The sequence below is a fragment of the Bradyrhizobium sp. 179 genome, from assembly GCF_023073535.1.
GTDB lineage: Bacteria > Pseudomonadota > Alphaproteobacteria > Rhizobiales > Xanthobacteraceae > Bradyrhizobium.
Map to the genome: position 1 here is coordinate 113,509 of NZ_JADPJR010000030.1, position 24,940 is coordinate 138,448.

Below are 24,940 nucleotides of genomic sequence, written 5' to 3' on the forward strand. Positions count from 1 at the left end.
ACCGGCGCGGGAGTGCCGATGTCGAAAAGTTCTGCCCAATACTCGCAGTACCCCCAACATCATGCCCACGACCACGGACGGGCCTTCCATCGCCATCCAGCCGCCCCAGCGGCGGCGGTTGCGGTCCCCCTTCCCGCGACCGACGACGCCTACACCATTGTCCATGCCGGCAAGCAAGTCCGCTTCGGACCCGTGGTGTTCTGGATCGTGGTCGGTACGGTCGTGCTGCTCGGACTGTGGTCGGCCGCCACCGCCACCTACTTCGCCTTCCGCGACGACGTCCTGACCCGGCTGATCGCCCGCCAAGCCGAGATGCAGTACGCCTATGAAGACCGTATCGCCGAGCTGCGGGCCAAGGTCGACCGCACCACCAGCCGGCAGCTGCTCGACCAGGAGCAGTTCGACCAAAAGCTCGACCAGATCATGAAGCGCCAGACGGCGCTGGAATCCCGGGCTACGGCGCTCGGCGCCATGCCCGACGTGACCGGGTCGATCCCGCGCTCGACACCGCAGCGTGGCGACGCCGGCCAGAACGCAACCCAGGGCACGCCGAAGCCGTCGCCGATCAGCGACACCGTAATCTTTGTGGCGCCGCCGGATCGCGAAGCGCGGCTCGAGTCGCGCGCGCCGACTGTCGCGGCGCCGCCGACCAGCCAATTCGCCAAGAACCAGGGCTTCGACAACGTCCTGGTCCGGCTCACGGCTTCGCTTGATCAGGTCGAGCGTCGCCAGATGGCGGCGCTTAACGCCGTCGAGGAAGGCATGGATTCACGCATGCGCCGGATGCGCGGCGTCGTCAGCGATCTCGGCCTCAGCCTCGCCAATCTCGAAGCCGCCGTACCGCGCACCGCAATGGGCGGGCCTTTCGTACCCGTCAAATTGACGCCCAACGCCGGGCCGTTCGAGAAGCAGCTTTATCGCATCAACACCACGCGCGCCGAGTTGGACCGGCTCAATCGCACGCTGGCGCTGGTGCCCTATCGCAAGCCCGTCATCGGCGAGGTCGAGTTCACCTCCGGCTTCGGCGTGCGCAGCGATCCTTTCCTCGGCCGGCCCGCAATGCATACCGGGCTCGACTTCCGCGCCGCCACCGGCGATCCCGTTCGCGTCACCGCCAACGGCAAGGTAGTTTCCGCCGGCTGGTCCGGCGGCTATGGCCGCATGGTCGAGGTCGATCACGGAAACGGGCTTTCGACCCGCTATGGCCATCTCTCCGAGATCAACGTCAGGATCGGCGAGGTCGTCAAGATCGGCCAGGTGATTGGTCTCGTCGGTTCGACCGGCCGTTCCACGGGTCCGCATTTGCACTATGAGACCCGCATCGAGGGCGAGGCGGTCGATCCGCAGAAATTTTTGCGCGCCGGCGTGCGGCTCAGCGCGGGCTAACGCAGATACACGGCGGATTACTGGCTGCGCTCGTGGCCGACCTCACCTGTGATGACGTCACCGAACAGCTCCCAAGCCTGCCCGTTGAAGCGCATCAGCTGCATCTGCTCGATTGGGAAATAATCGTCAGGCGAGGTGTTGACCATGATGCCCGGCAGCATCAGGTCAGTGTGGAAGTCCTTCAGGTTCGCAGCCTGCTTCATCACGTTCTCGCGGGTGAGATGGTCGCCGCACTGCTTCAAGACCTGGACCATCGCTTCGGCCTGGACGTAGCCATAGACATTGTTGGCGTTAGTCTTGTCGCCGTCAGGGTAATACTTGTCCATGAACGCGCGCCATTTCACCACAGCCGGATCCTTGTCCCAGGTCGGATCGGTCGGGTCTTTCAGATAGACCGTCGAGATGATGTCCTTGGAATAGTCCAGCCCGGCCGGCTTGAGCACCGAGGCAACCGAGGTCGCAGTGTTGGCCAGGAAGAACTTTGGCTTCCAGCCGAGCTCGCCCACCTTCCGGATCGCCTGCGCCGATCCTTTTGGCGCGGCCCATGAGAAGAAAATGTCCGCACCGGAATCGTGAAGAGCAACGATCTGCGAGTCGATCGAGGGATCGCTGACTTCATAGGATTTGTCCGCGATGATCATACTGGCCTTGTCGCCAAGCCCGTCCTTCAGTCCCTTGAACTGGTCCTTGCCGGCATCGTCGTTCTGCCAGAACACCGCGATCTTGCTGTCGGGGAAATGATCGCGGATGTACTTTGCATAGATCCGCCCCTCGCTCTGATAGTTGGGCTGGAAGCCCATGGTCCAAGGGAAATTTTTGGGATCGCCGAACTTGGTGCCACCGGAGGCCACGAAGAGCTGCGGCACTTTCTTGGCGTTCATGTATTTCATGATCGCGGAGTTCGAGGGCGTGCCGAGCGACTGGAAGATCAAGAGAACCTCGTCGCTCTCGACGAGCTTGCGCGCCTGTTCGATCGCTTTCGGGGGCGAATAGGCGTCATCATAGCTGATGAAGTTGATCTTTCGCCCGTTGATGCCGCCTTGATCGTTGATCATCCTGAAAAAGGCGGCCTCCGTCTTGCCGATCACGCCATAGGAAGACGCCGGCCCGCTATAGGGCATGATGTTGCCGATCTTGATTTCGGTGTCGCTGGCGCCGGGGTCGTATTTCTTCTGCGCGAAGGCCGGTGTCGTGGCGAGCACTCCGGCAGCAAGCATGGCGAGGGCAGCAAGGTTGGTGCGACGACCCGGCATCGTTCTCTCCCCTGTATTTTTGTAGTCTTGTTATGCAGGGAGTGTCGCAAGGCGCCCTGCCGCTGGCAAGCGCCGGGATTTTCCGCGAGATGAAACGATGGAGCGGGAACTTACGCGCCGCGACGCAGCAGGCCGGGCACGCGTCCGTCGATCACGAGCAATGCGCTGCCGATGACGATGGCGCCGGCGATCTCGCGCATGGAGATCGCCTCACCAAGCACCAGCCATCCCAGAAAGATCGCGGTGACGGGAATGAGCAGCGTCACCAGCATGACATTGCTCGCGCCCGAGCGTCGCGCGATCTGAAAGAACACGATGTAGGCGAGCGCCGTTGAAAGCGCGGCAAGGCCAAGCACGGCGAGGCAGGTCGTCGGGCTCGGTAGCGGTAGCTGCCATGGCCTCTCCACCGCGCCGGCGACGACCGTCATCATCACGGTGGATGCCATCAGTTGAAATGTCGCCGCTCCAAGCGGGTGCGTGTCCTTCAGCAACCGTCGCGCCGCGAGCGCCGCAAGACCATAGCTGAAGGCGCCGGCGAGGCAGAGCAGGATACCGAGCCCCTGCCCCGGCCTCGTCTCGAAACCCCATCCGCGCAGGATGATCACGCCGGCAAGCCCCAGCGCCACCCCGGCGATACGACGCATCTGCAAGGCCTCCTCACCGGCCGCCGCCATCACCACCACAGTGAACAGCGGCGTGGTCGCGTTCAGGATCGACGCCAGCCCGCTCGGAATGAAAGTCTGGCCGATCACAATGAGCGAGAACGGAATCACGTTGTTGAGCAGCCCGATCGCGACGAACGGCCTCCATCCCATCGTGCCCGAGGGGAAGCCGATCCCCTGCATACGGAGCAACGGTAGGAGAATGGCGGCGCCAAGCGCGACGCGCAGGAACACCAGCGTCAGCGGCGGCAATTCCCGTAAGCCCGCGCTGTTGAAGAAGAACGAGCCACCCCAGAGCACCGAGAGCATGGCGAGCAGCGACCAGTCGCGCGCATCGATGCGGTTGTCGTTCCGGGGCATGGCGTCTCAGCTTGGCGGCCCAGCCCATCCCCTAGAACGGTGCGGTGGACAGTGCCACCCGATTTCCGATGAAGCATCGGTTTACAAAACCGGCGCTTGGAATGAATGGAGCGGCCAAGGCGGCCCCATATTGGTGCACTTGGCTAGGAGGATGTCTTCGGCCGCGACACCAGCTCGATCATCCTGCCTTCATCATCGTCGGGCATCGTCGCTTTCGCCTGCGCGTAAGCCTCCACGGCGGCGCGCGCGACCAGCGGCTTGCTGGCCAGCAGGCTCTCCGCCAAGTTGACGGCATAGGCGGCATCCTTGTGCCGCAGCGCCGATGTGAAGGTCGCACCGCTGAAGTCGCGGGCAACCATGCGCTTGGAGTGGCGCTGCACCTGCGGGCTTGCCGCGACGCCCGACAGAATCGACTCCAGCACCAGATTCATGTCGAGCCCGGCCTGCTCGGCGATCGCAAGGCCCTCGGCGAGGCCGGCGATCTGGATCGCGCCCATCAGATTGTTGATGAGCTTGTAGACCGTGCCGGTGCCGACCGCACCGAAATGGCGGATGGTCGTGCCGATTGGGTCGAGATAAGGCCGCGCGCGAGCGAGATCGGCCGGATCGGCGCCAGCCAAGAGCGTCAACTTCCCGGCTGCGGCCGCATCGGGCAATCCGGTCACGGGGCAGTCGATGTAGATGAGACCGCGCGCATTCAGCTCGCGGCCCATCTCGCGGGCATGGTCATAGGAGACGGTCGAGCATTCGATCGCGATGGTGCCTGCCTTCGCGGTCTTGGCAGCGCCCTTGGGCCCAAGCCAGACCGCACGCGAGGCCTCGTCATCGGCAACCATGGTCACGACGGCGTCGGCATCGATCGCGGCGTCCTCAGGGGACGTCGCCCAATGCGCGCCACGCGCGATCAGGTCTTCGGCCTTGGGCTTGCTACGATTCCACAACGTCACTGTGAAGCCGGCATCGAGATAGCGCCCGGCCATGCCATGGCCCATCCGTCCAAGCCCGATGAAGGCGACGCGGGGCATGATCAGTCCACGTCCTCGATCTCGCCGGTGGTGGTGCCGAAGGCGCGCTGTGCCAGGGTCGCCGCCATGAACTCGTCGAGCTCGCCGTTCAGCACGCCCGAGGTGTCGGAGGTCTGCACACCCGTGCGCAGATCCTTCACCATTTGATAGGGCTGCAGCACGTAGGAGCGGATCTGGTGGCCCCAGCCGATATCGGTCTTGGCGGCCTGGTCGGCGGCCGCCTTCTCCTCGCGCTTCTTCAGTTCCATCTCGTAGAGGCGCGCGCGCAGCATGTCCCAGGCCTGTGCCCGGTTCTTGTGCTGGGAGCGACCGGCCTGGCAGACCACCGCAACACCGGTCGGAATATGCGTCAGGCGCACCGCGGATTCGGTCTTGTTGACGTGCTGACCGCCGGCGCCCCCCGAACGCATCGTGTCGGTGCGGACGTCGGATTCCTTGATGTCGATCTTGATGCTGTCGTCGATGACGGGGAACACCTGCACGCTCGAGAACGAGGTGTGCCGCCGCGCGTTGGAATCGAACGGCGAGATGCGCACCAGGCGATGCACGCCGGCCTCGGTCTTCAGCCAGCCATAGGCGTTGTGGCCGGAGACCTGAATGGTTGCGGACTTGATGCCGGCCTCTTCGCCCTCGGACTCTTCCAGCACCTCGACCTTGAAGCCGTGGGTTTCGGCCCAGCGCGTGTACATGCGCAAGAGCATCTGCGCCCAGTCCTGGCTCTCGGTGCCGCCGGCGCCGGCATGGACTTCGAGATAGGAATCGAAACGGTCGGCCTCGCCCGACAGCAGCGCCTCGAGCTCGCGCCGCGCCACTTCCTTCTTCAGGTTCTTCAGCGCGGCTTCGGCCTCGGCGACCACGCCGTCATCGCCCTCGGCCTCGCCGAGCTCGATCATGCCGATATCGTCTTCGAGTTCCTGCTCGACCTTGCCGATGCCCGACAACGCGTCCTCGAGCGAGGTGCGCTCCTGCATCAGCTTCTGGGCTTTCTGGGGATCGTTCCAGAGGTTGGGATCTTCTGCGAGCTTGTTCAGCTCAGCGAGGCGCGCCGTCGATTTCTCGACGTCAAAGATGCCTCCTCAGCAGCCCGACTGACTGCTTGATCTCTTCTACCAACCGCTCGATTTCGGCGCGCATGTCGCTCTCAGATGTCGCGGAATTGTTCCGCTTACGATTGCAACGGGATGTAACGGCGGCGGCACCAAAGCGCAACCGCCCACTCTCTCAAACGTCGGCGTTATCCGCTAATACAGCCCACCGGTGCCCGGCCGCATGAAAAAGCCGGAATCCGGCTGCTGCTGCTGCGACGCCGGCATGCGCCCATCGGCGTCAGCAACGCCGATGACTGCGTAGTTGTCCGGCGGCGCAGTGCCCGGCTTGAAGGCTTCGAGGATGGTTCCGCCGGTCTCACCCGGGCCAGCGCGCATGCCGGTCTTGGCGACGACGCGCACGAGCTTGATCCCGGCCGGCACCTTGAACGGCACAGCGGGCTTATCTGCGAGCGCCAGCTTGAGGAAATCACGCACGATCGGCGCGGCGAGATGGCCGCCAGTCGCCGCATTGCCTCTGCCGAGCGGACGCGGCTTGTCATAGCCCATATAGACCGCGACCGCGATGTCCGGCGAGTAGCCGACGAACCAGGCATCCTTGGCTTCGTTGGTGGTACCGGTCTTGCCCGCGATCGGCTTGCCCACGTCTTTGAGTACCGTTGCCGTACCGGCCTGGACCACGCCTTCCAACAGCTCGGTGATCTGGTAGGCGGTCATGGAGTCCAACACCTGCTCGCGGCGGTCGATCAGCTGCGGCTCGGGCTGGTTCTTCCAGCCGCCCGGCGCGTCGCAACCGCGGCATTCGCGCTGGTCGTGCTTGAAGATGGTGTGGCCGTAGCGGTCCTGGATGCGGTCGATCAAAGTCGGCTTCACCCGGCGGCCGCCATTGGCGAGCATCGAGTACGCTGTGACCATCCGCATCGCCGTGGTCTCGCCGGCGCCCAGGGAGTATGACAAGTAATTAGGCAACTCGTCATAGACGCCGAAACGCCTAGCATACTCGCCAATTAACGGCATGCCGATATCCTGCGCCAGGCGCACCGTCACCGTGTTACGCGACAGCCGCAGTGCATTACGCAGCGTCATCGGTCCGTTATATTTGCCGGCATCAAAATTCTCCGGCCGCCACACGCCGGCGCCCTGGCCTTGGTCGATTTCGATCGGAGCATCGAGCACCACGGTCGACGGCGTATAACCGTTGTCAAGGGCGGCCGAATAGACAATCGGCTTGAACGACGAACCCGGCTGCCGATAGGCCTGCGTGGCGCGATTGAACTGGCTCTGGTCGAACGAGAAGCCGCCGACCATCGCGAGCACGCGGCCGGTCCAGGGGTCCATCACCGCCATCGCGCCCGACACTTCGGGGATCTGACGCAGCCGGTACTGGCCTTCGATGGGCTGGCCGTCCTTGTAGAGCGGATCGGCATAAATGACATCGCCGGGCTGGAGCACCTGCGACACCGCCGTCGGCGTCTTGCCCTTTGTGCCGCCCTGCACGGCCCGCGCCCAGCGCACGCCGTCGAGTGTGACGAGGCCGGTCTCGCGCTGCTTGCTCACGGCGCCGCCGAGTTCACGGCTCGGCTGAAAGCCGATGCGCGCCGACTGGTCGCTGGTCTCCAGCACCACCGCCATACGCCATGGCGAGATGTCGGAGAGCGACTTGATCTCGGCAAGCTTCACGCCCCAGTCGCCCGAAATATCGAGCTTGCTCATGGCGCCGCGATAGCCCTGCTGCTCGTCATAGTTCACGAGGCCGGCGACCATGGTCTTGCGCGCCATGACCTGAATCTTGGGATCGAGCGTGGTGCGGACAGAAAGACCGCCCTCATACAGCTTCTTCTCGCCATAGCGTTCGAAGATATCGCGGCGGACTTCCTCGGCGAAATATTCGCCGGCGAACGTGTGGGCGCCATTGGAACGGCTGGTGACGGCCAGCGGCTCCTTGCGCGCCTTCTCGGCGTCGGCCTGCTTGATCCAGCCGTTCTCCAGCAGACGATCGACCACGTAATTGCGGCGCTCGATGGCACGGTCGCGGTTGCGCACCGGATGCAGGGTCGCGGGCATCTTCGGCAGTGCCGCCAGATAGGAGGCTTCAGCAACCGTGAGCTCGTTCACCGATTTGTCGAAATAGACGAGCGACGCCGCCGCGATGCCGTAGGCGCCAAGGCCGAGATAAATTTCGTTCAGATACAGTTCGAGGATCTTGTCCTTCGAGTAGGTCTTCTCGATGCGCATCGCCAGCAAGGCTTCCTTGATCTTGCGGGCGAAGGAGACCTCATTGGTCAGAAGGAAGTTCTTGGCGACCTGCTGGGTGATGGTGGAGGCGCCCTGCGGACGCCGGTTCGAGCCGTAGTTCTGGATGTAGACCAGACCTGCGCGCGCCATGCCGGTGTAGTCGATACCGCCATGCTCGTAGAAATTCTTGTCCTCGGCCGCCAGGAACGCGTTGATCACGAGCTTGGGCACCGCCTGGATCGGCAGATACAGCCGTCGCTCCTTGGCGTATTCCCCGAGCAGCGAACCGTCGACCGCGTGCACGCGTGTCATCACCGGCGGCTCGTAATCCTGAAGCTGAGAATAGTCCGGCAAGTCCTTGGAGAAATGCCAGATCAGGCCTGCCACGGCCCCTACACCGACAAGGAACACCACTGTTCCCGCGGCGAACAGGAAGCCCATGAACCGCACCAGCAAGCGCATTATGTGTTTATCCGTTCAAATTCTGGATCAGCCCAGTATCAGTGCCCTTGGCACCCCAAACAGGGGCCAACCTTTACGTCGCGCATTCACCGGCTTACGCAATCACATCAGTGCCGGATTTTAGACGCTTGCCGAGCGGGATTCTCTCCGATTCCGGAACCCCCTGCGGCATTTTTATAAAGCGCCCGCTGTGGCCAAACTAGGGCTTTTGCGGCGAGACGGAAAAACCCTTTCAATTCGAAGAGCCGGCCGTGGCCATCCGCTTCGTCAAAAACCCGTCGATCGCCTGCGCCATGGAGCCCACGGCGCGGGACCGCCAACCCTCGGAGACCAGGTGCTCAAGGTCGCCCTTATTGGAGACATACCCGATCTCGACCAGCACCGAGGGCACGTCGGGCGCCTTCAGCACCCGGAAGCCCGCGGATTTCAGGGGATGCTTGTGCATCCGCACCGTCGACTTCATTTCTCCCATCAGGAGACGGGCAAAGCGGTTTGAAAAGGTGCGGGTTTCGCGCTGGGTGAGGTCGATCAATATGTCGGCGACGTCGGTCGGCTCCTCCGCGAGGTTGAAGCCGGCGATCGCGTCGGCCCGGTTCTCGGCGTCCGCCAGCCGCTGGGCCTCGGCGTCAGATGCCTTGTCTGAGAGCGTGTAGATGGTCGCGCCTTGCGCGTCACCCTCGGCACGAGGCAGCGCATCGGCATGAATGGAGACGAACAAGGCGGCCTTGAGATTGCGGGCGATCTTGGTCCGGTCATTGAGGGGAATGAAGGTGTCGTCGTCCCGCGTCATGACCACGCGATATTTGCCGGCCTTTTCCAGCCGGTCGCGTAGTGCAAGGCCGAACGCGAGCACCAGGTTCTTTTCGCTCTCGCCACTCGACTGCGTGCCATTGTCGATGCCGCCATGGCCGGGATCGATCACGACCACCGGACGGCCATCGGCCTTCTGCTGTGCGGCATCTGGAGTTGCCGTAGCGGGAACCGCGGCAGGCGGCGCCTCGGCGATCGCGGGCCGCAGCTCGGGACGGTGTTCGGGCGCGGGTGACGGCACGAAGGCCGCCCGGTCCACTTCCTCCAGTTCGACCACGAGCCGGGCCGGCTGGCCGTTGGCTGCGTCGACCACATAGGAATTGGCGATCTTCGCCGGTCCGGTCAGGTCGAACACGATTCGCGAGCCGCCCGGCATGACGAGCCCATAGCGGAAGGCCTTGACCAGCCCCCGGCCCCCGCTGCCAGTACCGACGGGCAGTTGAAAATTGACTTGCGGCACATCCACCACCACGCGGTAGGGGTCGGCGAGCGTGACGGCACGGAAGGTAACGGTCTGGTCGATGTCAAGGATGAAGCGGGTCTGCTTCCCGTCGCCGGCCAGACGGGCGGCCGAGGCGATTGGAAAATTCGCCACCGCAACAGAGGGTTGCGGCTGGCTTTCCGCTGCGCTCAGGCGGGAGGAATCAGCACATGGCAATGCCGCGGCGCACAGCAGCACGCATCCCAGCAAAACCCTTTGATTTGTGCGGCTCGCCACCGATTCCGTGCCTCCGAGCAGCCCTTTTAACGCAATAGAACCACAGGGTTAAACGATCCTTAATGACGGATGCGCGAAACTCGCTGACTGTGACCGCCGTGCGACGCTCCCTTGCACGGATGGCTCATTCCTCGTATGTACGGACTGCTGACGGCCGATATTTCCGGTTGTGTCGCATTCAGCCTCCCGGTGCAGCGCCGGAACTCTCAACGTTTGGGAATTCCAGCGTTTTCCGTTCCCCTCTAAGACCAGCGCGGTGCGCGGCAACGAGAGGGAGCGGGTCAAGCTCCGGCGGCGGACGGTCCTGGGTTACCACTCACGTCACCCGGGCGGTTCTGACAGCGACGTAACCCATTACCCGAGCCCTTGATCCCAAGGGAGCGGTTCGTGATCCCAAAAGGCGAGCGCGCTCGCGCCATGCCTGGCCAGCAGCAACTGATTGAGGGGCGGCCTCGCCGCCCAATGTTTCATACGGGCCGACGCTTGATGCGCCAGACTGTGCCGACGAACTCTGAAGGACCATTCGCGACGCTGCGGATTGAAAATCCCGCGCGCCGCATTGGTCCCGAAGCTTCCGGTTCGGCAAGGCGAAAGAGACGGCGTTTCGGCCTTCCCCTCACCCCCGAATCAGGTGGACCGTCGCGTCACCCGGCGGCGCGATACGCGCCCACGGTGAATCGCGCCCGCCGCCGCCAAGAGTTAAGACATGCCCAACAAGATGTTGATCGATGCCACCCACCCGGAAGAGACCCGGGTCGTCGTGGTCCGCGGCAATCGCGTCGAAGAGTTTGACTTCGAGACCGCACAACGCAAGCAACTGCGCGGGAATATCTATCTCGCAAAGGTCACCCGGGTCGAACCCTCGCTTCAGGCCGCTTTCGTCGAATATGGCGGCAACCGCCACGGCTTCCTCGCCTTCAGCGAAATCCATCCCGATTACTACCAGATCCCGGTCGCCGACCGGCAGGCGCTGATCGAGGCCGAGGAACAGGCCCATCGCGAGGCCGAGGAAGAGAGCGAGAACCGCTCCCACGGCCGCCGCCGTTCGCGCCACCGTAACGCCCGCCGCCGAGGTCATGGCGAACGCGTCCGCAGCGACATCGTCGAAGGCCTCGATGCCGGCGCCGATCCCGCGGCCCAGCCGGTCGAGGGCGAGCTCCAGCCGGCGCTGAGCGAGGGCGCGTCGCACGAAGGCGAGCACCTGCACACCGATGCGGAGCATCACGAGCACGACGGCCACGATGATCACGAACACGATCATGGCGATCATGATCACGCCGATCATCATGCCCATGATGACGATCACCATCACGCCCACGATCATGACGACCGTGGTGATCACGGTGAGCACGATCACGACCATGATCATGCCGAGGCGACGCCCGCGCCTGTCGCGGCCGTCGGCGCCGAGCCCGTGGTTGCGGCTGAGACCGGTGCCGAGCCGCAGGAGGCCGTCGCCTCCGAGATGCACGCGGAGGCTCTGGCCGAGACCGTGACCTCTGCTGCCGAGCCGGCCGATGCCGTTTACGCCGCCGGCGAAAGCGTCGAGGCCCCGCACGCCGAGGCCCCAGAAGCAGCCGGCGAAGACGACGAGGACGAGGACGAGGACGAAGAAGCCGAAGAGGAAGTCGTCGAATCCGTCGGCGGCGACGACGTGCTGGAGGAAGTGCCGGAGCGCACCTTCCGCCCGCGCCGCCAGTACAAGATCCAGGAAGTCATCAAGCGCCGCCAGGTGATGCTGGTGCAGGTCGTCAAGGAAGAGCGCGGCAACAAGGGTGCGGCGCTGACGACCTATCTGTCGCTCGCCGGCCGCTATGCCGTCTTGATGCCCAACACCGCGCGCGGGGGCGGCATCAGCCGCAAGATCACCAGCGCGCAGGATCGTTCCCGTCTGAAGGAAGTGGTGCAGGATCTCGATGTGCCCGAGGGCATGGGCATCATCCTGCGCACCGCCGGCGCCGCCCGCACCAAGCCCGAGATCAAGCGCGACTTCGAATATCTGATCCGGATGTGGGAGACGGTGCGCGACCTGACGCTGAAGTCGCAGGCCCCGACCCTCGTCTACGAGGAAGGCTCGCTGATCAAGCGCTCGCTGCGCGACCTCTACAACAAGGAGATCGACGAGATCCAGGTGGCCGGTGAGGCCGGCTACCGGGAAGCGCGCGACTTCATGAAGATGTTGATGCCCGCCAATGTCAGCGCGGTGAAGCAGTATCGCGACGGCCAGCCGCTGTTCTCGCGGATGGGCGTCGAAAGCCAGCTGGATGCGATGTTCTCGCCGACCGTGCAGCTTCGCTCCGGCGGCTACATCGTCATCAACCAGACCGAAGCGCTGGTCTCGATCGACGTCAACTCGGGCCGTTCGACCCGCGAGCACCATATCGAGGACACCGCGCTCAAGACCAATCTGGAAGCGGCCGAAGAGGTCGCCCGCCAGCTCCGCCTGCGCGACCTCGCCGGCCTGATCGTCATCGACTTCATCGACATGGACGAGAAGCGCAACAACCGCGCGGTCGAACGCAAGCTGTCCGATTGCCTGCGGCAGGATCGCGCGCGCATCCAGGTCGGCCGCATCTCGCATTTCGGCTTGCTGGAAATGTCGCGCCAGCGCATTCGCGCCAGCGTGCTGGAGAGTTCGACCGATCCCTGCCCGCATTGCGGCGGCACCGGCCATGTCCGCTCGGTCTCGTCGGTGGCGCTCCAGTTGCTGCGCGGCCTCGAAGAGATCCTGATGAAGGGCGCGACCCACAATCTCGTGGTCCGCACCCGCACCGACGTGGCGCTCTACGTGCTGAACCACAAGCGCGGCCACCTGCGCGACCTCGAGACCGCCTTCAAGGTCACGCTGTCGGTCATCGCCGATCCCAGCGTCAGCGGACCTCAGGCTTATGTGATCGACCGCGGCGAGCAGGTGCATACGCTGGAAGCGGCCAAGGCGCTGCTCGCGGCGCAGGCGGCTGCAAGCCCGCCGCCCATGGTGGAAGAGGCCTATGAGGACGAGGAGTTCGATCCGGAGCTGGAATCCGAGATCGAGACCGAGGAGACCGAAGGTCTCAGCGAGGAACAAGCTGCCGGCGAGACAGCCGTCGAGCAGGACGGTCAGCGCCGCAAGCGCCGCCGCCGCCGCCGCGGCCGCGGTGGCCAGCGCGACGGCGATTTGCGCGAGGATAGCGCGCCCACGCATCCTGAGGCCGCCATGGCAGCCGGCGAAGGCGAAGAGGACTCCGAGTCCGAGCAGGACGGCGAGGAAGGCGAGGAACAGGTGGCCCGCGGCGAGCAGCAGGGTAGCGGCGATCGCCGCCGCCGGCGTGGTCGCCGTGGCGGACGCCGTCGTCGCGGTGGCAACGAGGAAGGTCTCGCCGGGTCCATCGGCGACGAGCTCGCAGCCAACGCTCCGCCGGAAGCAACCGACGCCGTCGCCGATTTCGATGGCTTCAGCAACGAGGCCGCGCCTTCGATCGCAGAGCCCGAACACAGGGCCGAACCGCAGGCGGCGGCGCCTGCATCGCGCGCCGACGCGCAGAGCGAGATACCGGCCGAGCCCGCTCCCGCAGCGGCTCCTGCGGCGACGACCACAGCGCCGGTCGAAGAGCCCGCCGATGACAAGGCCGCGCGACGCCGCTCCACCGTCCGGGAAAAGGTCAGCTTCCTGCTGAACAGCCAGCCCGAGCCCGCAACACCGGTTGCGCAGGCGACCGAATCGGGTGCTGCGCCCGCCCCGGCAGCTGAGCCGGCACCGCAAGCCGCAAACGAAACTCGCCCCGCCCCGCGCCGTGCCGGCTGGTGGTCGCGCCGCTTCGGTGGCGGCGAATAAAGCCGAGCATCCAATGCAAAACGCCCGGCACAGCCGGGCGTTTTTGTTTCGATGCTATGCGCGCTGATCACCTGCCCGGCCGTTTCCGATATGCTAGATCGCTTTCATCATTTTGAATGGGACTGGCGTTGTCAAAGCTTTGCGATTCCAGTGCTCGCGGCGATCAGAGCTTCTTCGAAACAGCCGACGTGACCGATCCGGCGCGGCTCGCCGCGGCGCCGCCGCTGTCGGCCGCACCGGGCTTCCTCGCCTGGGACTGACCGGACCTCGCCCACAACCAGCCTGGAGAAATCTGCCAATGCAAAGCGCGATCGTTCTCGGCGGCGGCATGATCGGCGTCAGCGCGGCGCTGCACCTGCGGCAGCGCGGCTGGTCCGTCACGCTGGTCGACCGCAGGGAGCCGGGCCGCGAGACCAGCTACGGCAATGCGGGAATGATCCAGGCGGAAGCGGTCCGCCCCTATCCGATGCCGCGCGACCTCGCCACGCTGCTGAAGATCGCGACCGGCCGCACCAATGACGTGCGTTACAGCCTGTCGTCGCTTCATCTCCATATTGAGCCCCTGCTCCGCTATTGGTGGCATTCGGCGCCGAAGCGGCATCGCGAGGCGATCGAGGCCTGGGCCCGGCTGATCGCCTATGCGACCGCTGAGCACGACATCCTCATTCGCGAAGCCCACGCCGACAATCTCATCCGCCGCGCCGGCTATCGCATGCTGCATCGCGACCCTGCGTCATTCGATCTCGCGATCAAGACCGCAGAGGAAGACCAGCGCGAGTTCGGCGTGAATTTCCGCGTGCTCTCCGGCAGCGAGCTTGCCAAGGCCGAGCCGATCCTGCGCGACGATCTCCCCGGCGCGATCCATTGGCTCGACACCTGGACCGTGTCCGATCCAGGTGCCCTCGTCACGGCCTATGCCGAGCTGTTCGAGCGGCTCGGCGGCACGGTTGTGCTCGGTGACGCCCAGAGCCTGCGGCAGACCGCAACCGGCTGGTCCGTCGATACGGACCAGGGACGTCTTGACGCTGCCCATGCCGTCGTGACGCTCGGGCCGTGGTCACCCGATCTGTTGCACAAGTTCGGCTATCGCATTCCGCTGGTCCGCAAGCGCGGCTACCACATGCACTACAGCGGCGGCGCCTCACTCGACCTGCCCCTCGTCGACAAGGGCGGCGGCTACGCCATGGGTCCGATGGCCAAGGGCATCCGCATCACCACCGGCGCGGAATTGACCGGTATGGACGCGCTGGCAACGCCGGTGCAACTCGCCAGCGCCGAGGCCTCCGCGCGCGAGCTGATCGATCTCGGCAAGCGGGTCGAGCCGGATCCGTGGTTCGGCACGCGCCCCTGCACACCCGACATGCTCCCGGTGCTTGGGCAAGCTCCACGACATCCGGGCCTCTGGATGAATTTCGGCCACGGCCACCAGGGCTTTACGCTGGGGCCGGCGACGGGACGCCTGCTCGCGGAAATCATGAGCGGCGAGACGCCGGCGATCGATCCCGCGCCCTACCGGCCGGAGCGGTTCTAGCTGTCGACAGGCGCCTTACTCGGATGCGCGCCGAAAGAAAAGGGCTGATCGAGGAGTCTCGACCAGCCCTACGACTTCGAAGCCCGACGCGTCGCGCAGATCAGTCCGTCGTGATCGCGGTCTCCATGTCGGTCGGATCGATCTGCTTGGAGAGGTTGGCGTTGAGCTTGTCGCGGTCGAGCTCACCCTCCCACCAGGCGACGATCACGCAGGCGACGCCGTTGCCGCACAGATTGGTCAGCGCGCGGCACTCGCTCATGAACTTGTCGATGCCGAGCACGATCGCCATGCCCGGGACGAGCCGCGGATCGACCACGGCGAGCGTCGCCGCCAGCGTGATGAAGCCCGCGCCGGTGATGCCGGAGGCGCCCTTCGAGGTCAGCATGGCCACGACGAGGATCGTGAGCTGCTGACTGAAGGAGAGATCGTAACCGAGCGCCTGCGCAATGAAGAGCGTTGCCAGCGTCATGTAGATGTTGGTGCCGTCGAGATTGAACGAGTAGCCGGTGGGCACCACGAGGCCGACCACCGACTTGGAGCAGCCGAGCCGCTCCAGCTTCTCCATCAGCGACGGCAGCGCGCTTTCCGACGACGAGGTGCCGAGCACGATCAGCAGTTCGTCCTTGATGTAGGCCAGGAACTTGAAGATCGAGAACCCCGCCATGCGCGCGATGATGCCGAGCACGACGAACACGAACAGCGCCGCGGTGAGGTAGAACGTGGCGATCAGCCCGACCAGGTTGAGGATGGCGCCAGTGCCGAACTTGCCGATCGTATAGGCCATCGCGCCGAACGCGCCGATCGGTGCTGCACGCATGACGATGGAGATGACGCCGAACACGGCATGCGCGGCATCGTCGATGAAGCTGCGCATGGTGTGGCCGCGCTCGCCAAGGCTCATCAAAGCAAAGCCGAACAGCACCGAGAACAGCAGCACCTGGAGGATCTCGCCTTGCGCGAAGGCGCCGACCACGGTGTCGGGAATGATGTGCAGCACGAAGTCGACCGACTTCTGACCGGCGGCCTGCTTGGCGTAATTTGCGACAGCCGCCTCGTTTGCTGCGCCACTGCCGAAGCCCGCGCCGGGCTTCACCAAGTTGCCGATGAGGAGTCCGATCACCAGCGCGAAGGTCGAGACGATTTCGAAATAGACCAGCGCCTTGACGCCGATGCGCCCGACCTTCTTGGCATCCTGGATGTGGGCGATACCCGAGACGACGGTGCAGAAGATGATCGGAGCGATCACCATCTTGATCAGCTTGATGAAGCCATCGCCGAGCGCCTTGATCCACTCATTGGTGGCGAGCGATGGCCACAACCAACCGACGATGGCGCCGAGCACGATCGCGATCAGCACCTGAACGTACAGAACTTTGTACCACGGCTTGGCCGCGGGCGGCGCGACCGGCGCCTCCGCGATCGTTGTCGTCGTCATCGTTTCACTCCCCCTCAGACTATCGGACCAGCCAAGATCAACTTGGCCGGCCCTGTCAATCGGAACTGGTCGTTGCTGCGCGTATTACCCGCGGCGGTCGACGATCCGGCGCGCTGCCGGCATCAACGCCGCGCCGAGCGCGTTCTTCACCAGCGAAGCCGCAATGAACGGCACAATTCCGACCTGCCAGGCCTTCGCGGCACCGAGGCCGAGGCCAAAGGCCAGCCAGCCGAACCCAGCGGCGAGAATGACGATATGGCCGACGGCCATTGCCGCAAACAGCGGCACCACGCTGCGATCCCAGCCACGCTCGGCGAGCCAGCCGGTCACGAAGGCTGCCGCAACGAAACCGAACAGATAGCCCGCGGTCGGTCCGACCAGCGGAGCGATCCCGCCTACCGGGCCGGCAAATACGGGAAGCCCCAGCGCGCCCTCGGCGAGGTAGGCAATCATGGTTGCGCTGCCAAGGCGCCAGCCATAGGCAGCGCCGATCATCAACACCACCAGCGTCTGCAACGTCATGGGCACGTAAGGCAGCGGCAGGCTGACCTTGGCTGATAGCGCCATCAGGGCGGTGCCAAGCGCAATCAGCACGAAGGCGCGCAAAGCGCCGACGGTTTCACCCGGCCGGATCGGCCACATCAATGCGGCGAGAGGAGAATGCGAGGTGGCAGCGGGCGCGGCAGATTGTTCAGACAAGATGAACTCCGGAAGGCGTCAAAACTGGCGGCTATTTAAGCCAGTGGGCGATCCGGTCAACTGCCTCCTGCATCTCTTCGGACGAACGTGCGTAGGAAAAGCGAAGGAACGAGCGTCCGTGAATGGGATCGAAATCGAGGCCGGGCGTCGCCGCAACATGGGCCTGCTCCAGCATCTGCTTGGCAAACTCGAAACTGTCGGCAGTGAAGTCGGAGACGTCGGCATAGAGATAAAAGGCGCCGTCGGCCGGCAGGAATCTCGTCAGTCCAGCCTTCGGCAATCCATCGATCAGGACGCGCCGGTTTTCCTGATAGCCGTGCTTGATCTCCTCCATCTCGGCCGCGCCGTCGAAGGCGGCCTCCGCCGCGATCTGCGACAGCGACGGCACCGAGATCGAGAGGTTCTGCTGGAGCCGCTCGATCGGCCGCGCCAGAATCTCAGGCACGACCATCCAGCCGACGCGCCAGCCCGTCATGCAAAAATACTTCGAGAACGAGTTGATCACGAGCGTGTGCTCCGACAGCGCCGCCGCCGTCACGGCCGGAAACGCATAATCGAGCCCGTGATAGATCTCGTCGGAAATGAAGCGGATACCTGCATCCTGCGCGGCTGCGATCAGGCCAGCGAGCGCCTCGCGGCGCATCATGGTCCCGGTCGGATTGGCGGGACTGCCGACCAGCACGCCCTTCAGCGGCTCCTTGCGATGGGCGGCAAGCAGCGCCTCGCCGGTGAGCGCGTGGCGCGTCTCGTTCGTGGTCTCGATCAGCACCGGCTCGCAGCCGAGCGCGGTGAGGATATGGCGGTAGGGTGGATAGCCCGGCACGGTCACCGCGACGCGATCGCCGGGCTCGAACATCGACAGGAAGGCCAGGATAAATCCGCCGGAGGAGCCGGTGGTCACCACGATCCGCTCGGGGCTGAGGTCACAGCCATGGACATCGCGATAATGCCGCGCGATGCGCTCGCGCAGTGAGGGGATGCCGAGTGCGGAGGTGTAGTCGATCCGTCCCGCTTCGAGCGCGGCATGGGCGGCCGCGATCGCGGTCCTGGGCGCGCCGGCCGCGGGCTGACCGACCTCCATGTGGATGACACGGCCACCTGCGGCCTCGATTCGGGCCGCCGCGGTCATGACGTCCATCACCATGAACGGGGGAACATCGCTGCGGCGGGAGGGCTCGAGCCACTGCCCCAACCGGTTCCTCAATGTCGCATCGTGCATCGATTTCCGCTATTCGCTGGCAGACCGGTCCGTCCGGTCCGGAAAACGGGGCGCTTGCGCCCCAGACTAGCCGCATTGTACGGCTCATAAGGGGTAACGCTCACAAGGGCATATCGCGTATCCGGTCCGCCGCCAATCGCCAAAAACCAATCACGAAACTGCTTGACCAAGACCGTTTGACCCAGACCGCTTGATGTTGCTCCAGATCGCATTGCGCAAGAAGGCTTCCGCCCTCACCGCTCTCATCACGGCCACGGCGATCGCGCTGACGCCGTTCTCGGCTGCGCGTGCGCAGGCCAAGGGGCCGCCGGTCCTACGCGACACCGAAACCGAGCAGCTCCTGCGCGAATATACCCGCCCGATCCTGCGCGTCGCCGGTCTGGAGAAGCACAACATCCAGATGGTGATCATCAACGACGGCTCGTTCAACGCGTTCGTCGCGGACGGCCGCCGCATCTTCGTCAATTGGGGCGCGATCCTGCAGTCGGAGACACCGAACCAGATCATCGGCGTGCTCGCGCACGAGACCGGGCATCTGGCAGGCGGCCATCTGTCCAAGCTCCGCGAGCAGCTCGCCACGGCCCAGACCCAGATGATCATCGCGATGCTGCTCGGCGCCGGCGCGATCGCAGCCGGCAGCACCCGCAGCTCGAGCGCCGGCAACAACGGCCTTGCCAATGCCGGCGCCGCCGCGATCGCCGGCCCGCAGGAGATGATCCGCCGCACGCTGCTGTCCTATCAGCGCCAGCAGGAGGAGAACGCCGACCGTGCCGGCGTGAAATTCCTCACCGCGACGGGGCAGTCGCCGAAGGGCATGTACGAGACCTTCAAGCGCTTCACCAGCGAGAGCCTGTTCGCCGCGCGCGGCGCCGATCCCTATCTGCAGTCGCATCCGATGCCGGCCGAGCGCGTCGCCTCGCTCCAGGAGTTCGCAAGCTCAAGCCCCTATTGGGACAAGAAGGACGATCCCGCGCTCCAGCTCCGGCATGACATGGTGCGCGCCAAGATCTCGGCGTTCATGGAGCGGCCGGAGACGGTGTACCGCCGCTATCCCCAGACCAACGACAGCATGCCGGCGCGCTATGCCCGTGCCATCAGCACCTATCTGCATGGGGACTTGCGCAGCGCGCTCACCCAGATCGACGCGCTGATCCAGGTCCAGCCGAACAATCCGTATTTCTACGAGGTGCGCGGGCAGGCCTTGCTGGAGAGCGGCAAGCCCGCCGAGGCGATCGCTCCCCTGCGCAAGGCGGTGCAGCTTTCGAACAATGCGCCCCTCATCGAGATGTTACTTGGGCAGGCTCTGGTTGGAACCGATAATAAGGCCTACACCGATGACGCCGTTCGGATTCTCCGCGCCGCGGTGGCACGAGAGCCCGAGGCCGCGCTCGGCTATACCCAGCTCGCGATGGCCTATGGACGAAAGGGAGATTATGCCGAGGCGGATCTCGCGTCGGCACAGGCCGCCTACTTGCGCGGTGATAACAAGACCGCCCGCGAGCTCGCCACGCGCGCGAAAACCCGTTTCGCTGTCGGCACACCCGGCTGGGTCAAGGCCGACGACATCCTGGCGGCCAAGCCGCCGCGCAACTGACGCAACGTAATCGACGCCCGACACCACGACGTCACGACATCGAGCTTTAGTCCGCCGCGACGTTTTACCGAAACCTGCCTTGGATAAGAGGATTTGCCCATGCCTTCGCTGCGCCTGCTAGCTCCCGCGTTGTTTGCGCTCGCCATGTTCGGCGCAGCCGCGCCCGCGTCGGCCGACAGCTTCTCCAATGCCCAGCGCACCGACATCGAGGCGATCATCAAAAATTATCTCGTCAGCCATCCCGAGGTGCTCGAAGAGGCCATGGCCGAGCTCGGCAAGCGCCAGGCCGCGGCCGAAACCCAGAAGCACGAGGCCAGCATCGCGCAGAATGCCGACGCGATCTTCAACTCGCCGCGCCAAGTCGTGCTTGGCAACAAGGACGGCGACGTCACCTTCGTCGAATTCTTCGACTACAATTGCGGCTATTGCAAACGCGCCATGGGCGACATGCTCGACCTCATGAAGAGCGATCCGAAGCTGAAGGTCGTGCTGAAGGAATTTCCCGTGCTGAGCCAGGGCTCGGTCGAGGCGGCCCAGGTCGCCGTCGCCGTGCGCATGCAAGATCCCTCCGGCAAGAAATATCTCGACTTCCACCAGAGGCTGCTCAGCGGCCGCGGCGCGGCGGACAAGGCGCGCGCGATTCAGGCCGCCAAGGAGGCTGGTCTCGACACGGCTAGAATCGAGAAGGACATCGCCAGCCCCGAAGTGCGCGCCACCATCGAGGAGAACTTCAAGCTCGCCGAAGCGATGGGCATGAACGGCACGCCGAGCTACGTGATCGGCAAGCAGATCGTGATTGGCGCCGTCGGCGTCGAAAGCCTCAGGGAAAAGATCGGTATTGCCCGCTGCGGCAAGGCGACTTGTTGATAAAGCGACTTGCCAATCGCGCCCTTCACAACTCGCACACGCAAAAAGGCCGGCTGAAAAGCCGGCCTTTTTCGTGCGCCGAACGGTGGCGCCTTCGTGCAAGGTCATTCATCTGGTATTCAAGAAACAAATGCCGCGGAACAGGCGAAGTTCCGGAACAACTCAAATCTCCTTTCGTTGTCGGCGCGGGCAATGACGTAAGGAACACGTGAGGAGAATTTCGATGTTGAACCGCTTTATGATCTCGGTTGCCGCACTCGCACTCGTCGCGGGCACCGGTCTGGCGAACGCACAAAACACCACGGGCCGCGATAGCGGCGCTGGTGGCTCGCAGCAGATGCAGCACTCGCAGTCCTCGGGCGGCGCCGCTGAGCGCGGCTCCATGGGCAAGGAGTCCTCTAGCGCCGAGAAGGGAACTGTCGGCCAGGCCGGCGGCTCCAGCATGAAGTCCGATCGAGGCTCCGAGGACAAGTCCTCCGGCGCGATGAAGGACGAGCACTCCGGCGGCGCGATGAACAAGAATGCGGCCGAGGATAAGTCTGGCGCGACCAAGGGCCAGCGCACCGACGAACGCGCGCAGGGCCAGATGGACAAGTCCCAGCAGGACAAGTCCAAGAGCATGACCCAGGACACGACGAAATCCGGCAGCAAGGACCAGAAGGACATGAAGGCTGAGGGCAGCAAGAGCGGCACCTCGACCAACAATGCCCAGAACCGTCCGGGCACCGGCACGAGCACCAATCAGAATGCCCAGGGTCAGACTGGTACCAGCAGCAGCCAGAACGCGCAGGGCCAGGCCGGCACCAGCTCGACCCAGAACGCGCAGGGCCAGAGCTCGACCTCGACCACCGTCGGCCAGGCAGGCGCCGCTGCGAAGCTCTCGACCGAGCAGCGGACTCAGATCACGTCGGTGATCCGCGAGGAGCGTGTCGCCCCCGTGACGAATGTGAACTTCCAGGTGTCGGTCGGCACCCGCATTCCGCGCGAGGGCATCACGCTGCACCCCCTGCCGTCGCGGGTCGTGACGATCTATCCGGAGTGGCGGACCTATAAGTACGTCCTGGTTCGCGATGAGATCGTGATCATCAATCCGGACACCTACGAGATCGTGGCGGTCCTGAACGCCTAAGTCCGGATGACGGCAACCTCAGGGGCGGGCAGCGATGCCCGCCCCTTTGCGTTCGGCCGGCAGCCATGCTTTGGACTGGTTAACAAGCAATTTCCGCAGCTTCCGCACAGGTTTTTGCGCACTGGATGAGGTCCTTGAAGCTACCCGGGAGGCCTTCAACTCTTCCCCTCGCCCGCTTTGTTACCTATAACCCCGCCACGCCGAAGCACCTCTGCCGGGATTGGAATGGCCGAACCTGCAACCGACACGATCCTCGTCCTGAACGGGCCGAACCTCAACATGCTGGGGACGCGCGAGCCCGAAAAGTATGGCCACGCGACGCTGGCTGACGTCGAGGCGCTGTGCCGAGAGACCGCGGCGAGCTTCGGCCTCAAAGCCGACTGCCGGCAGTCCAACCGCGAAGGCGAGTTGATCGATTTCATCCACGAGGCGCATGCGCGCAAGATGAAGGGCATCATCATCAATGCCGGCGGCTACTCCCACACCTCGATCGCGCTCCATGACGCACTGCTCGCGGTGCAGATTCCCACGGTCGAAGTGCACGTGACCAACATCCACGCCCGCGAGAGCTTCCGTCATCACTCCTACACCGCGCGCGCGGCCTTCGCCTCGCTCTGCGGTTTCGGCATCGAAGGCTACCGCCTCGCCATCCAGGGCCTTGCCGCCAAGCTCGGCATCAAGCCCAAAGCCTGACGCCCCCCTTCCAACAGGACATTCGGATCAAACAACATGGCGCGCCAGCCAGACGACAAAGCAGCCGCAAGGTTTTCCAGCGAGGATTCCGCGCTCATCCGCGAGCTTGCCCTGCTGCTCGATGAGACCAGCCTGACCGAGATCGAGATCGAACGTGCGGGCCTGCGCCTGCGCGTCGCACGCAATGTCAGCGTTGCCGCAACCATGCCGATGCCGGTCACCGCCTCTCCCGCCACCCTGCAGCCGGCCGGCGCCGCGCCCGCAACGGCTGCGACCGACCTGTCGAAACATCCGGGCGCCGTGACCTCGCCGATGGTCGGTACCGCCTATTGGGCGCCGGAGCCCGGCGCCAAGCCGTTCATCGAGGTCGGCACCAAGGTCTCGGTCGGCCAGACGCTGCTGATCATCGAAGCCATGAAGACGATGAACCAGATCCCGTCACCGCGCGCCGGCACGGTGACACAGATCCTGGTCGAGGACGGCCAGCCGGTCGAATACGGCGAGCCGCTGGTGATCATTGAGTGACGCGAATGGGGAATAGCGAATAGCGAATGGCGTCAGCCTTCCCTACTCGCCATTCGCCACTCGCCATTCGCCATTCGCTGCAGGACAACATGTTCGACAAGATCCTCATAGCCAATCGCGGCGAGATCGCTCTTCGCATCCTCAGGGCTTGCAAGGAGCTCGGGATTGCGACCGTGGCGGTGCACTCCACCGCCGACGCCGACGCCATGCATGTGCGCCTGTCGGATGAGAGCGTTTGCATCGGGCCGCCACCCTCGAAGGACAGCTATCTCAACGTGCCCGCACTGCTCGCGGCCTGCGAGATCACTGGCGCGGATGCGGTGCATCCCGGCTACGGTTTCCTGTCCGAGAACGCGCGCTTTGCGGAAATCCTCGCAGAGCACAACCTGCATTTCATCGGTCCAAAGGCCGAGCACATCCGCTTGATGGGCGACAAGATCGAGGCCAAGAAGACCGCCAAGCGCCTCGGCATCCCGGTGGTGCCCGGCTCCGACGGCGCCGTCGGTCCCGATGATGATGCGCTTTCGATCGCGAAGAAGATCGGATTTCCCGTGCTGGTGAAGGCTGCGGCCGGTGGTGGCGGCCGTGGCATGAAGGTCGCCCACAGCGAGACCGACCTCCAGGTGGCGCTGTCGACCGCGGCCAACGAAGCCAAGTCCGCCTTTGGTGACGCCTCCGTCTACCTCGAAAAATACCTCCAGAAGCCGCGTCACATCGAGATCCAGATCCTCGGCGACGGCCGCGGCGGCGCCATTCATCTCGGCGAACGCGACTGCTCGCTGCAACGCCGCCACCAGAAGGTCTGGGAAGAGGGCCCCTCGCCGGTACTTGCCGCGGCCGCGCGCGCCAAGATCGGTGAGACCTGCGCGAAAGCGATGCGCGAGATGAAATATCTCGGCGTCGGGACCATCGAATTCCTGTTCGAGGACGGCGAGTTCTACTTCATCGAGATGAACACCCGCATCCAGGTCGAGCATCCCGTCACCGAGAGCATCACCGACATCGACCTCGTGCTGGAGCAGATTCGTATCGCCGCGGGCGGGGATCTGCCGGCGCGGCAGGACGAGGTCCAGGTCATCGGCCACGCGATCGAGTGCCGCATCAACGCCGAAAATCCGCAAACCTTCCGCCCCTCGCCGGGCCGCATCCTGCAATATCATCCCCCCGGCGGGCTCGGCGTCCGCATCGATTCCGCCGTCTACCAAGGCTATACGATCCCGCCCTATTACGATTCCCTGGTCGGCAAGTTGATCGTGCACGGCAAGACCCGCGCCGAATGCCTGATGCGACTGCGCCGGGCGCTGGACGAGATGGTTGTCGAGGGCATCGAGACCACGCTGCCGTTGTTCCGCGCGCTGGTGCGCGAGGACGACATTATCAACGGCGACTATCACATCCACTGGCTGGAACAGTACCTGGCCGGCAAGGCGGAACCTACCCCCAGATAATCCTCCCTGTTTCTGGAACCGTTTGGCCC

19 protein-coding genes are annotated in these 24,940 nt (G+C 64.5%); 10 read left to right on the forward strand and 9 right to left on the reverse strand.

Going from position 1 to position 24,940, the window contains the following annotated elements:
* Window positions 1–18: 18 nt before the first annotated feature.
* Complete coding sequence (locus IVB12_RS07020; RefSeq protein ID WP_247297080.1) at window positions 19–1,386, forward strand: M23 family metallopeptidase; 1,368 nt, start codon at window positions 19–21, stop codon at window positions 1,384–1,386.
* Between the two features lie 17 nt (window positions 1,387–1,403).
* On the opposite strand, the gene IVB12_RS07025 is transcribed toward IVB12_RS07020, so the two are convergent.
* The 6 genes from IVB12_RS07025 to IVB12_RS07050 form a co-directional block, all read right to left on the reverse strand.
* On the reverse strand, window positions 1,404–2,639 hold the full coding sequence (locus IVB12_RS07025) for an ABC transporter substrate-binding protein (protein WP_247297082.1): 1,236 nt from the start codon (window positions 2,637–2,639) through the stop codon (window positions 1,404–1,406).
* Window positions 2,640–2,749: 110 nt separating this feature from the next.
* The gene (locus IVB12_RS07030) at window positions 2,750–3,661 is read right to left on the reverse strand and encodes a DMT family transporter (protein WP_247297084.1); all 912 of its coding nucleotides are present in this window, start codon (window positions 3,659–3,661) and stop codon (window positions 2,750–2,752) included.
* A gap of 143 nt (window positions 3,662–3,804) precedes the next feature.
* Complete coding sequence (locus tag IVB12_RS07035; RefSeq protein WP_247297086.1) at window positions 3,805–4,686, reverse strand: NAD(P)-dependent oxidoreductase; 882 nt, start codon at window positions 4,684–4,686, stop codon at window positions 3,805–3,807.
* Between the two features lie 2 nt (window positions 4,687–4,688).
* Window positions 4,689–5,820, reverse strand: a protein-coding gene (prfB, locus tag IVB12_RS07040) for a peptide chain release factor 2 (RefSeq protein ID WP_247297088.1) whose coding sequence is annotated in 2 segments (ribosomal slippage) — window positions 4,689–5,750 and window positions 5,752–5,820 — 1,131 coding nt in all. Because the reading frame shifts where the segments join, the coding sequence is not laid out codon by codon here.
* A gap of 107 nt (window positions 5,821–5,927) precedes the next feature.
* Window positions 5,928–8,429, reverse strand: a complete 2,502-nt coding sequence (locus IVB12_RS07045; protein WP_247297098.1) for a penicillin-binding protein 1A — start codon at window positions 8,427–8,429, stop codon at window positions 5,928–5,930.
* Window positions 8,430–8,661: 232 nt separating this feature from the next.
* Entirely contained in the window at window positions 8,662–9,957 is a 1,296-nt protein-coding gene (locus IVB12_RS07050; RefSeq protein ID WP_247297101.1) for an N-acetylmuramoyl-L-alanine amidase, read from the reverse strand.
* 706 nt (window positions 9,958–10,663) lie between these two features.
* Here IVB12_RS07050 and IVB12_RS07055 point away from each other — a divergent pair.
* From IVB12_RS07055 to IVB12_RS07060, 3 genes are all read left to right on the forward strand, one after another.
* On the forward strand, window positions 10,664–13,771 hold the full coding sequence (locus IVB12_RS07055; RefSeq protein ID WP_247297103.1) for a ribonuclease E/G: 3,108 nt from the start codon (window positions 10,664–10,666) through the stop codon (window positions 13,769–13,771).
* A 128-nt stretch (window positions 13,772–13,899) separates the two neighbouring features.
* Window positions 13,900–14,031, forward strand: a complete 132-nt coding sequence (locus IVB12_RS38105) for a hypothetical protein (protein WP_256466493.1) — start codon at window positions 13,900–13,902, stop codon at window positions 14,029–14,031.
* A 38-nt stretch (window positions 14,032–14,069) separates the two neighbouring features.
* A complete protein-coding gene (locus IVB12_RS07060) occupies window positions 14,070–15,302 on the forward strand; it encodes an FAD-binding oxidoreductase (RefSeq protein ID WP_247297105.1) in 1,233 nt (410 codons plus the stop codon).
* Window positions 15,303–15,402: 100 nt separating this feature from the next.
* On the opposite strand, the gene IVB12_RS07065 is transcribed toward IVB12_RS07060, so the two are convergent.
* The 3 genes from IVB12_RS07065 to IVB12_RS07075 all read right to left on the reverse strand — a co-directional run bounded on the left by IVB12_RS07065 (window position 15,403) and on the right by IVB12_RS07075 (window position 18,655).
* Window positions 15,403–16,737, reverse strand: a complete 1,335-nt coding sequence (locus tag IVB12_RS07065) for a dicarboxylate/amino acid:cation symporter (protein WP_247297111.1) — start codon at window positions 16,735–16,737, stop codon at window positions 15,403–15,405.
* Between the two features lie 84 nt (window positions 16,738–16,821).
* Entirely contained in the window at window positions 16,822–17,379 is a 558-nt protein-coding gene (locus IVB12_RS07070) for a biotin transporter BioY (protein ID WP_247297295.1), read from the reverse strand.
* Between the two features lie 88 nt (window positions 17,380–17,467).
* Window positions 17,468–18,655 (reverse strand): aminotransferase class I/II-fold pyridoxal phosphate-dependent enzyme, encoded by a 1,188-nt coding sequence (locus tag IVB12_RS07075; protein ID WP_247297112.1) that lies wholly within the window; start codon window positions 18,653–18,655, stop codon window positions 17,468–17,470.
* Between the two features lie 193 nt (window positions 18,656–18,848).
* On the opposite strand from IVB12_RS07075, the gene IVB12_RS07080 reads away from it, so the two are divergent.
* The 6 genes from IVB12_RS07080 to accC all read left to right on the forward strand — a co-directional run bounded on the left by IVB12_RS07080 (window position 18,849) and on the right by accC (window position 24,911).
* The gene (locus tag IVB12_RS07080; RefSeq protein WP_247297121.1) at window positions 18,849–20,249 is read left to right on the forward strand and encodes a M48 family metalloprotease; all 1,401 of its coding nucleotides are present in this window, start codon (window positions 18,849–18,851) and stop codon (window positions 20,247–20,249) included.
* Between the two features lie 99 nt (window positions 20,250–20,348).
* A complete protein-coding gene (locus tag IVB12_RS07085) occupies window positions 20,349–21,116 on the forward strand; it encodes a DsbA family protein (RefSeq protein ID WP_247297123.1) in 768 nt (255 codons plus the stop codon).
* A 223-nt stretch (window positions 21,117–21,339) separates the two neighbouring features.
* On the forward strand, window positions 21,340–22,245 hold the full coding sequence (locus tag IVB12_RS07090) for a DUF1236 domain-containing protein (protein ID WP_247297124.1): 906 nt from the start codon (window positions 21,340–21,342) through the stop codon (window positions 22,243–22,245).
* A gap of 225 nt (window positions 22,246–22,470) precedes the next feature.
* Window positions 22,471–22,938, forward strand: coding sequence for a type II 3-dehydroquinate dehydratase (gene aroQ / locus IVB12_RS07095; RefSeq protein WP_232956704.1), 468 nt, complete (start codon window positions 22,471–22,473; stop codon window positions 22,936–22,938).
* 36 nt (window positions 22,939–22,974) lie between these two features.
* Window positions 22,975–23,463, forward strand: a complete 489-nt coding sequence (gene accB, locus IVB12_RS07100; RefSeq protein WP_247297126.1) for an acetyl-CoA carboxylase biotin carboxyl carrier protein — start codon at window positions 22,975–22,977, stop codon at window positions 23,461–23,463.
* Between the two features lie 89 nt (window positions 23,464–23,552).
* A complete protein-coding gene (gene accC / locus IVB12_RS07105; RefSeq protein WP_247277244.1) occupies window positions 23,553–24,911 on the forward strand; it encodes an acetyl-CoA carboxylase biotin carboxylase subunit in 1,359 nt (452 codons plus the stop codon).
* Window positions 24,912–24,940: the final 29 nt, after the last annotated feature.

Coding starts and splice junctions, on each gene's coding strand:
- IVB12_RS07075 (WP_247297112.1), bottom strand. CDS start 18,655: ATGCACGATGCGACATTGAGGAACCGGTTGGGGCAGTGGCTCGAGCCC.
- IVB12_RS07090 (WP_247297124.1), top strand. CDS start 21,340: ATGTTGAACCGCTTTATGATCTCGGTTGCCGCACTCGCACTCGTCGCG.
- IVB12_RS07070 (WP_247297295.1), bottom strand. CDS start 17,379: ATGTGGCCGATCCGGCCGGGTGAAACCGTCGGCGCTTTGCGCGCCTTC.
- IVB12_RS07085 (WP_247297123.1), top strand. CDS start 20,349: ATGCCTTCGCTGCGCCTGCTAGCTCCCGCGTTGTTTGCGCTCGCCATG.
- IVB12_RS07030 (WP_247297084.1), bottom strand. CDS start 3,661: ATGCCCCGGAACGACAACCGCATCGATGCGCGCGACTGGTCGCTGCTC.
- IVB12_RS07020 (WP_247297080.1), top strand. CDS start 19: ATGTCGAAAAGTTCTGCCCAATACTCGCAGTACCCCCAACATCATGCC.
- IVB12_RS07055 (WP_247297103.1), top strand. CDS start 10,664: ATGCCCAACAAGATGTTGATCGATGCCACCCACCCGGAAGAGACCCGG.
- aroQ (WP_232956704.1), top strand. CDS start 22,471: ATGGCCGAACCTGCAACCGACACGATCCTCGTCCTGAACGGGCCGAAC.
- accC (WP_247277244.1), top strand. CDS start 23,553: ATGTTCGACAAGATCCTCATAGCCAATCGCGGCGAGATCGCTCTTCGC.
- IVB12_RS07065 (WP_247297111.1), bottom strand. CDS start 16,737: ATGACGACGACAACGATCGCGGAGGCGCCGGTCGCGCCGCCCGCGGCC.
- IVB12_RS07025 (WP_247297082.1), bottom strand. CDS start 2,639: ATGCCGGGTCGTCGCACCAACCTTGCTGCCCTCGCCATGCTTGCTGCC.
- IVB12_RS07060 (WP_247297105.1), top strand. CDS start 14,070: ATGCAAAGCGCGATCGTTCTCGGCGGCGGCATGATCGGCGTCAGCGCG.
- IVB12_RS07035 (WP_247297086.1), bottom strand. CDS start 4,686: ATGCCCCGCGTCGCCTTCATCGGGCTTGGACGGATGGGCCATGGCATG.
- IVB12_RS07045 (WP_247297098.1), bottom strand. CDS start 8,429: ATGCGCTTGCTGGTGCGGTTCATGGGCTTCCTGTTCGCCGCGGGAACA.
- IVB12_RS07080 (WP_247297121.1), top strand. CDS start 18,849: ATGTTGCTCCAGATCGCATTGCGCAAGAAGGCTTCCGCCCTCACCGCT.
- accB (WP_247297126.1), top strand. CDS start 22,975: ATGGCGCGCCAGCCAGACGACAAAGCAGCCGCAAGGTTTTCCAGCGAG.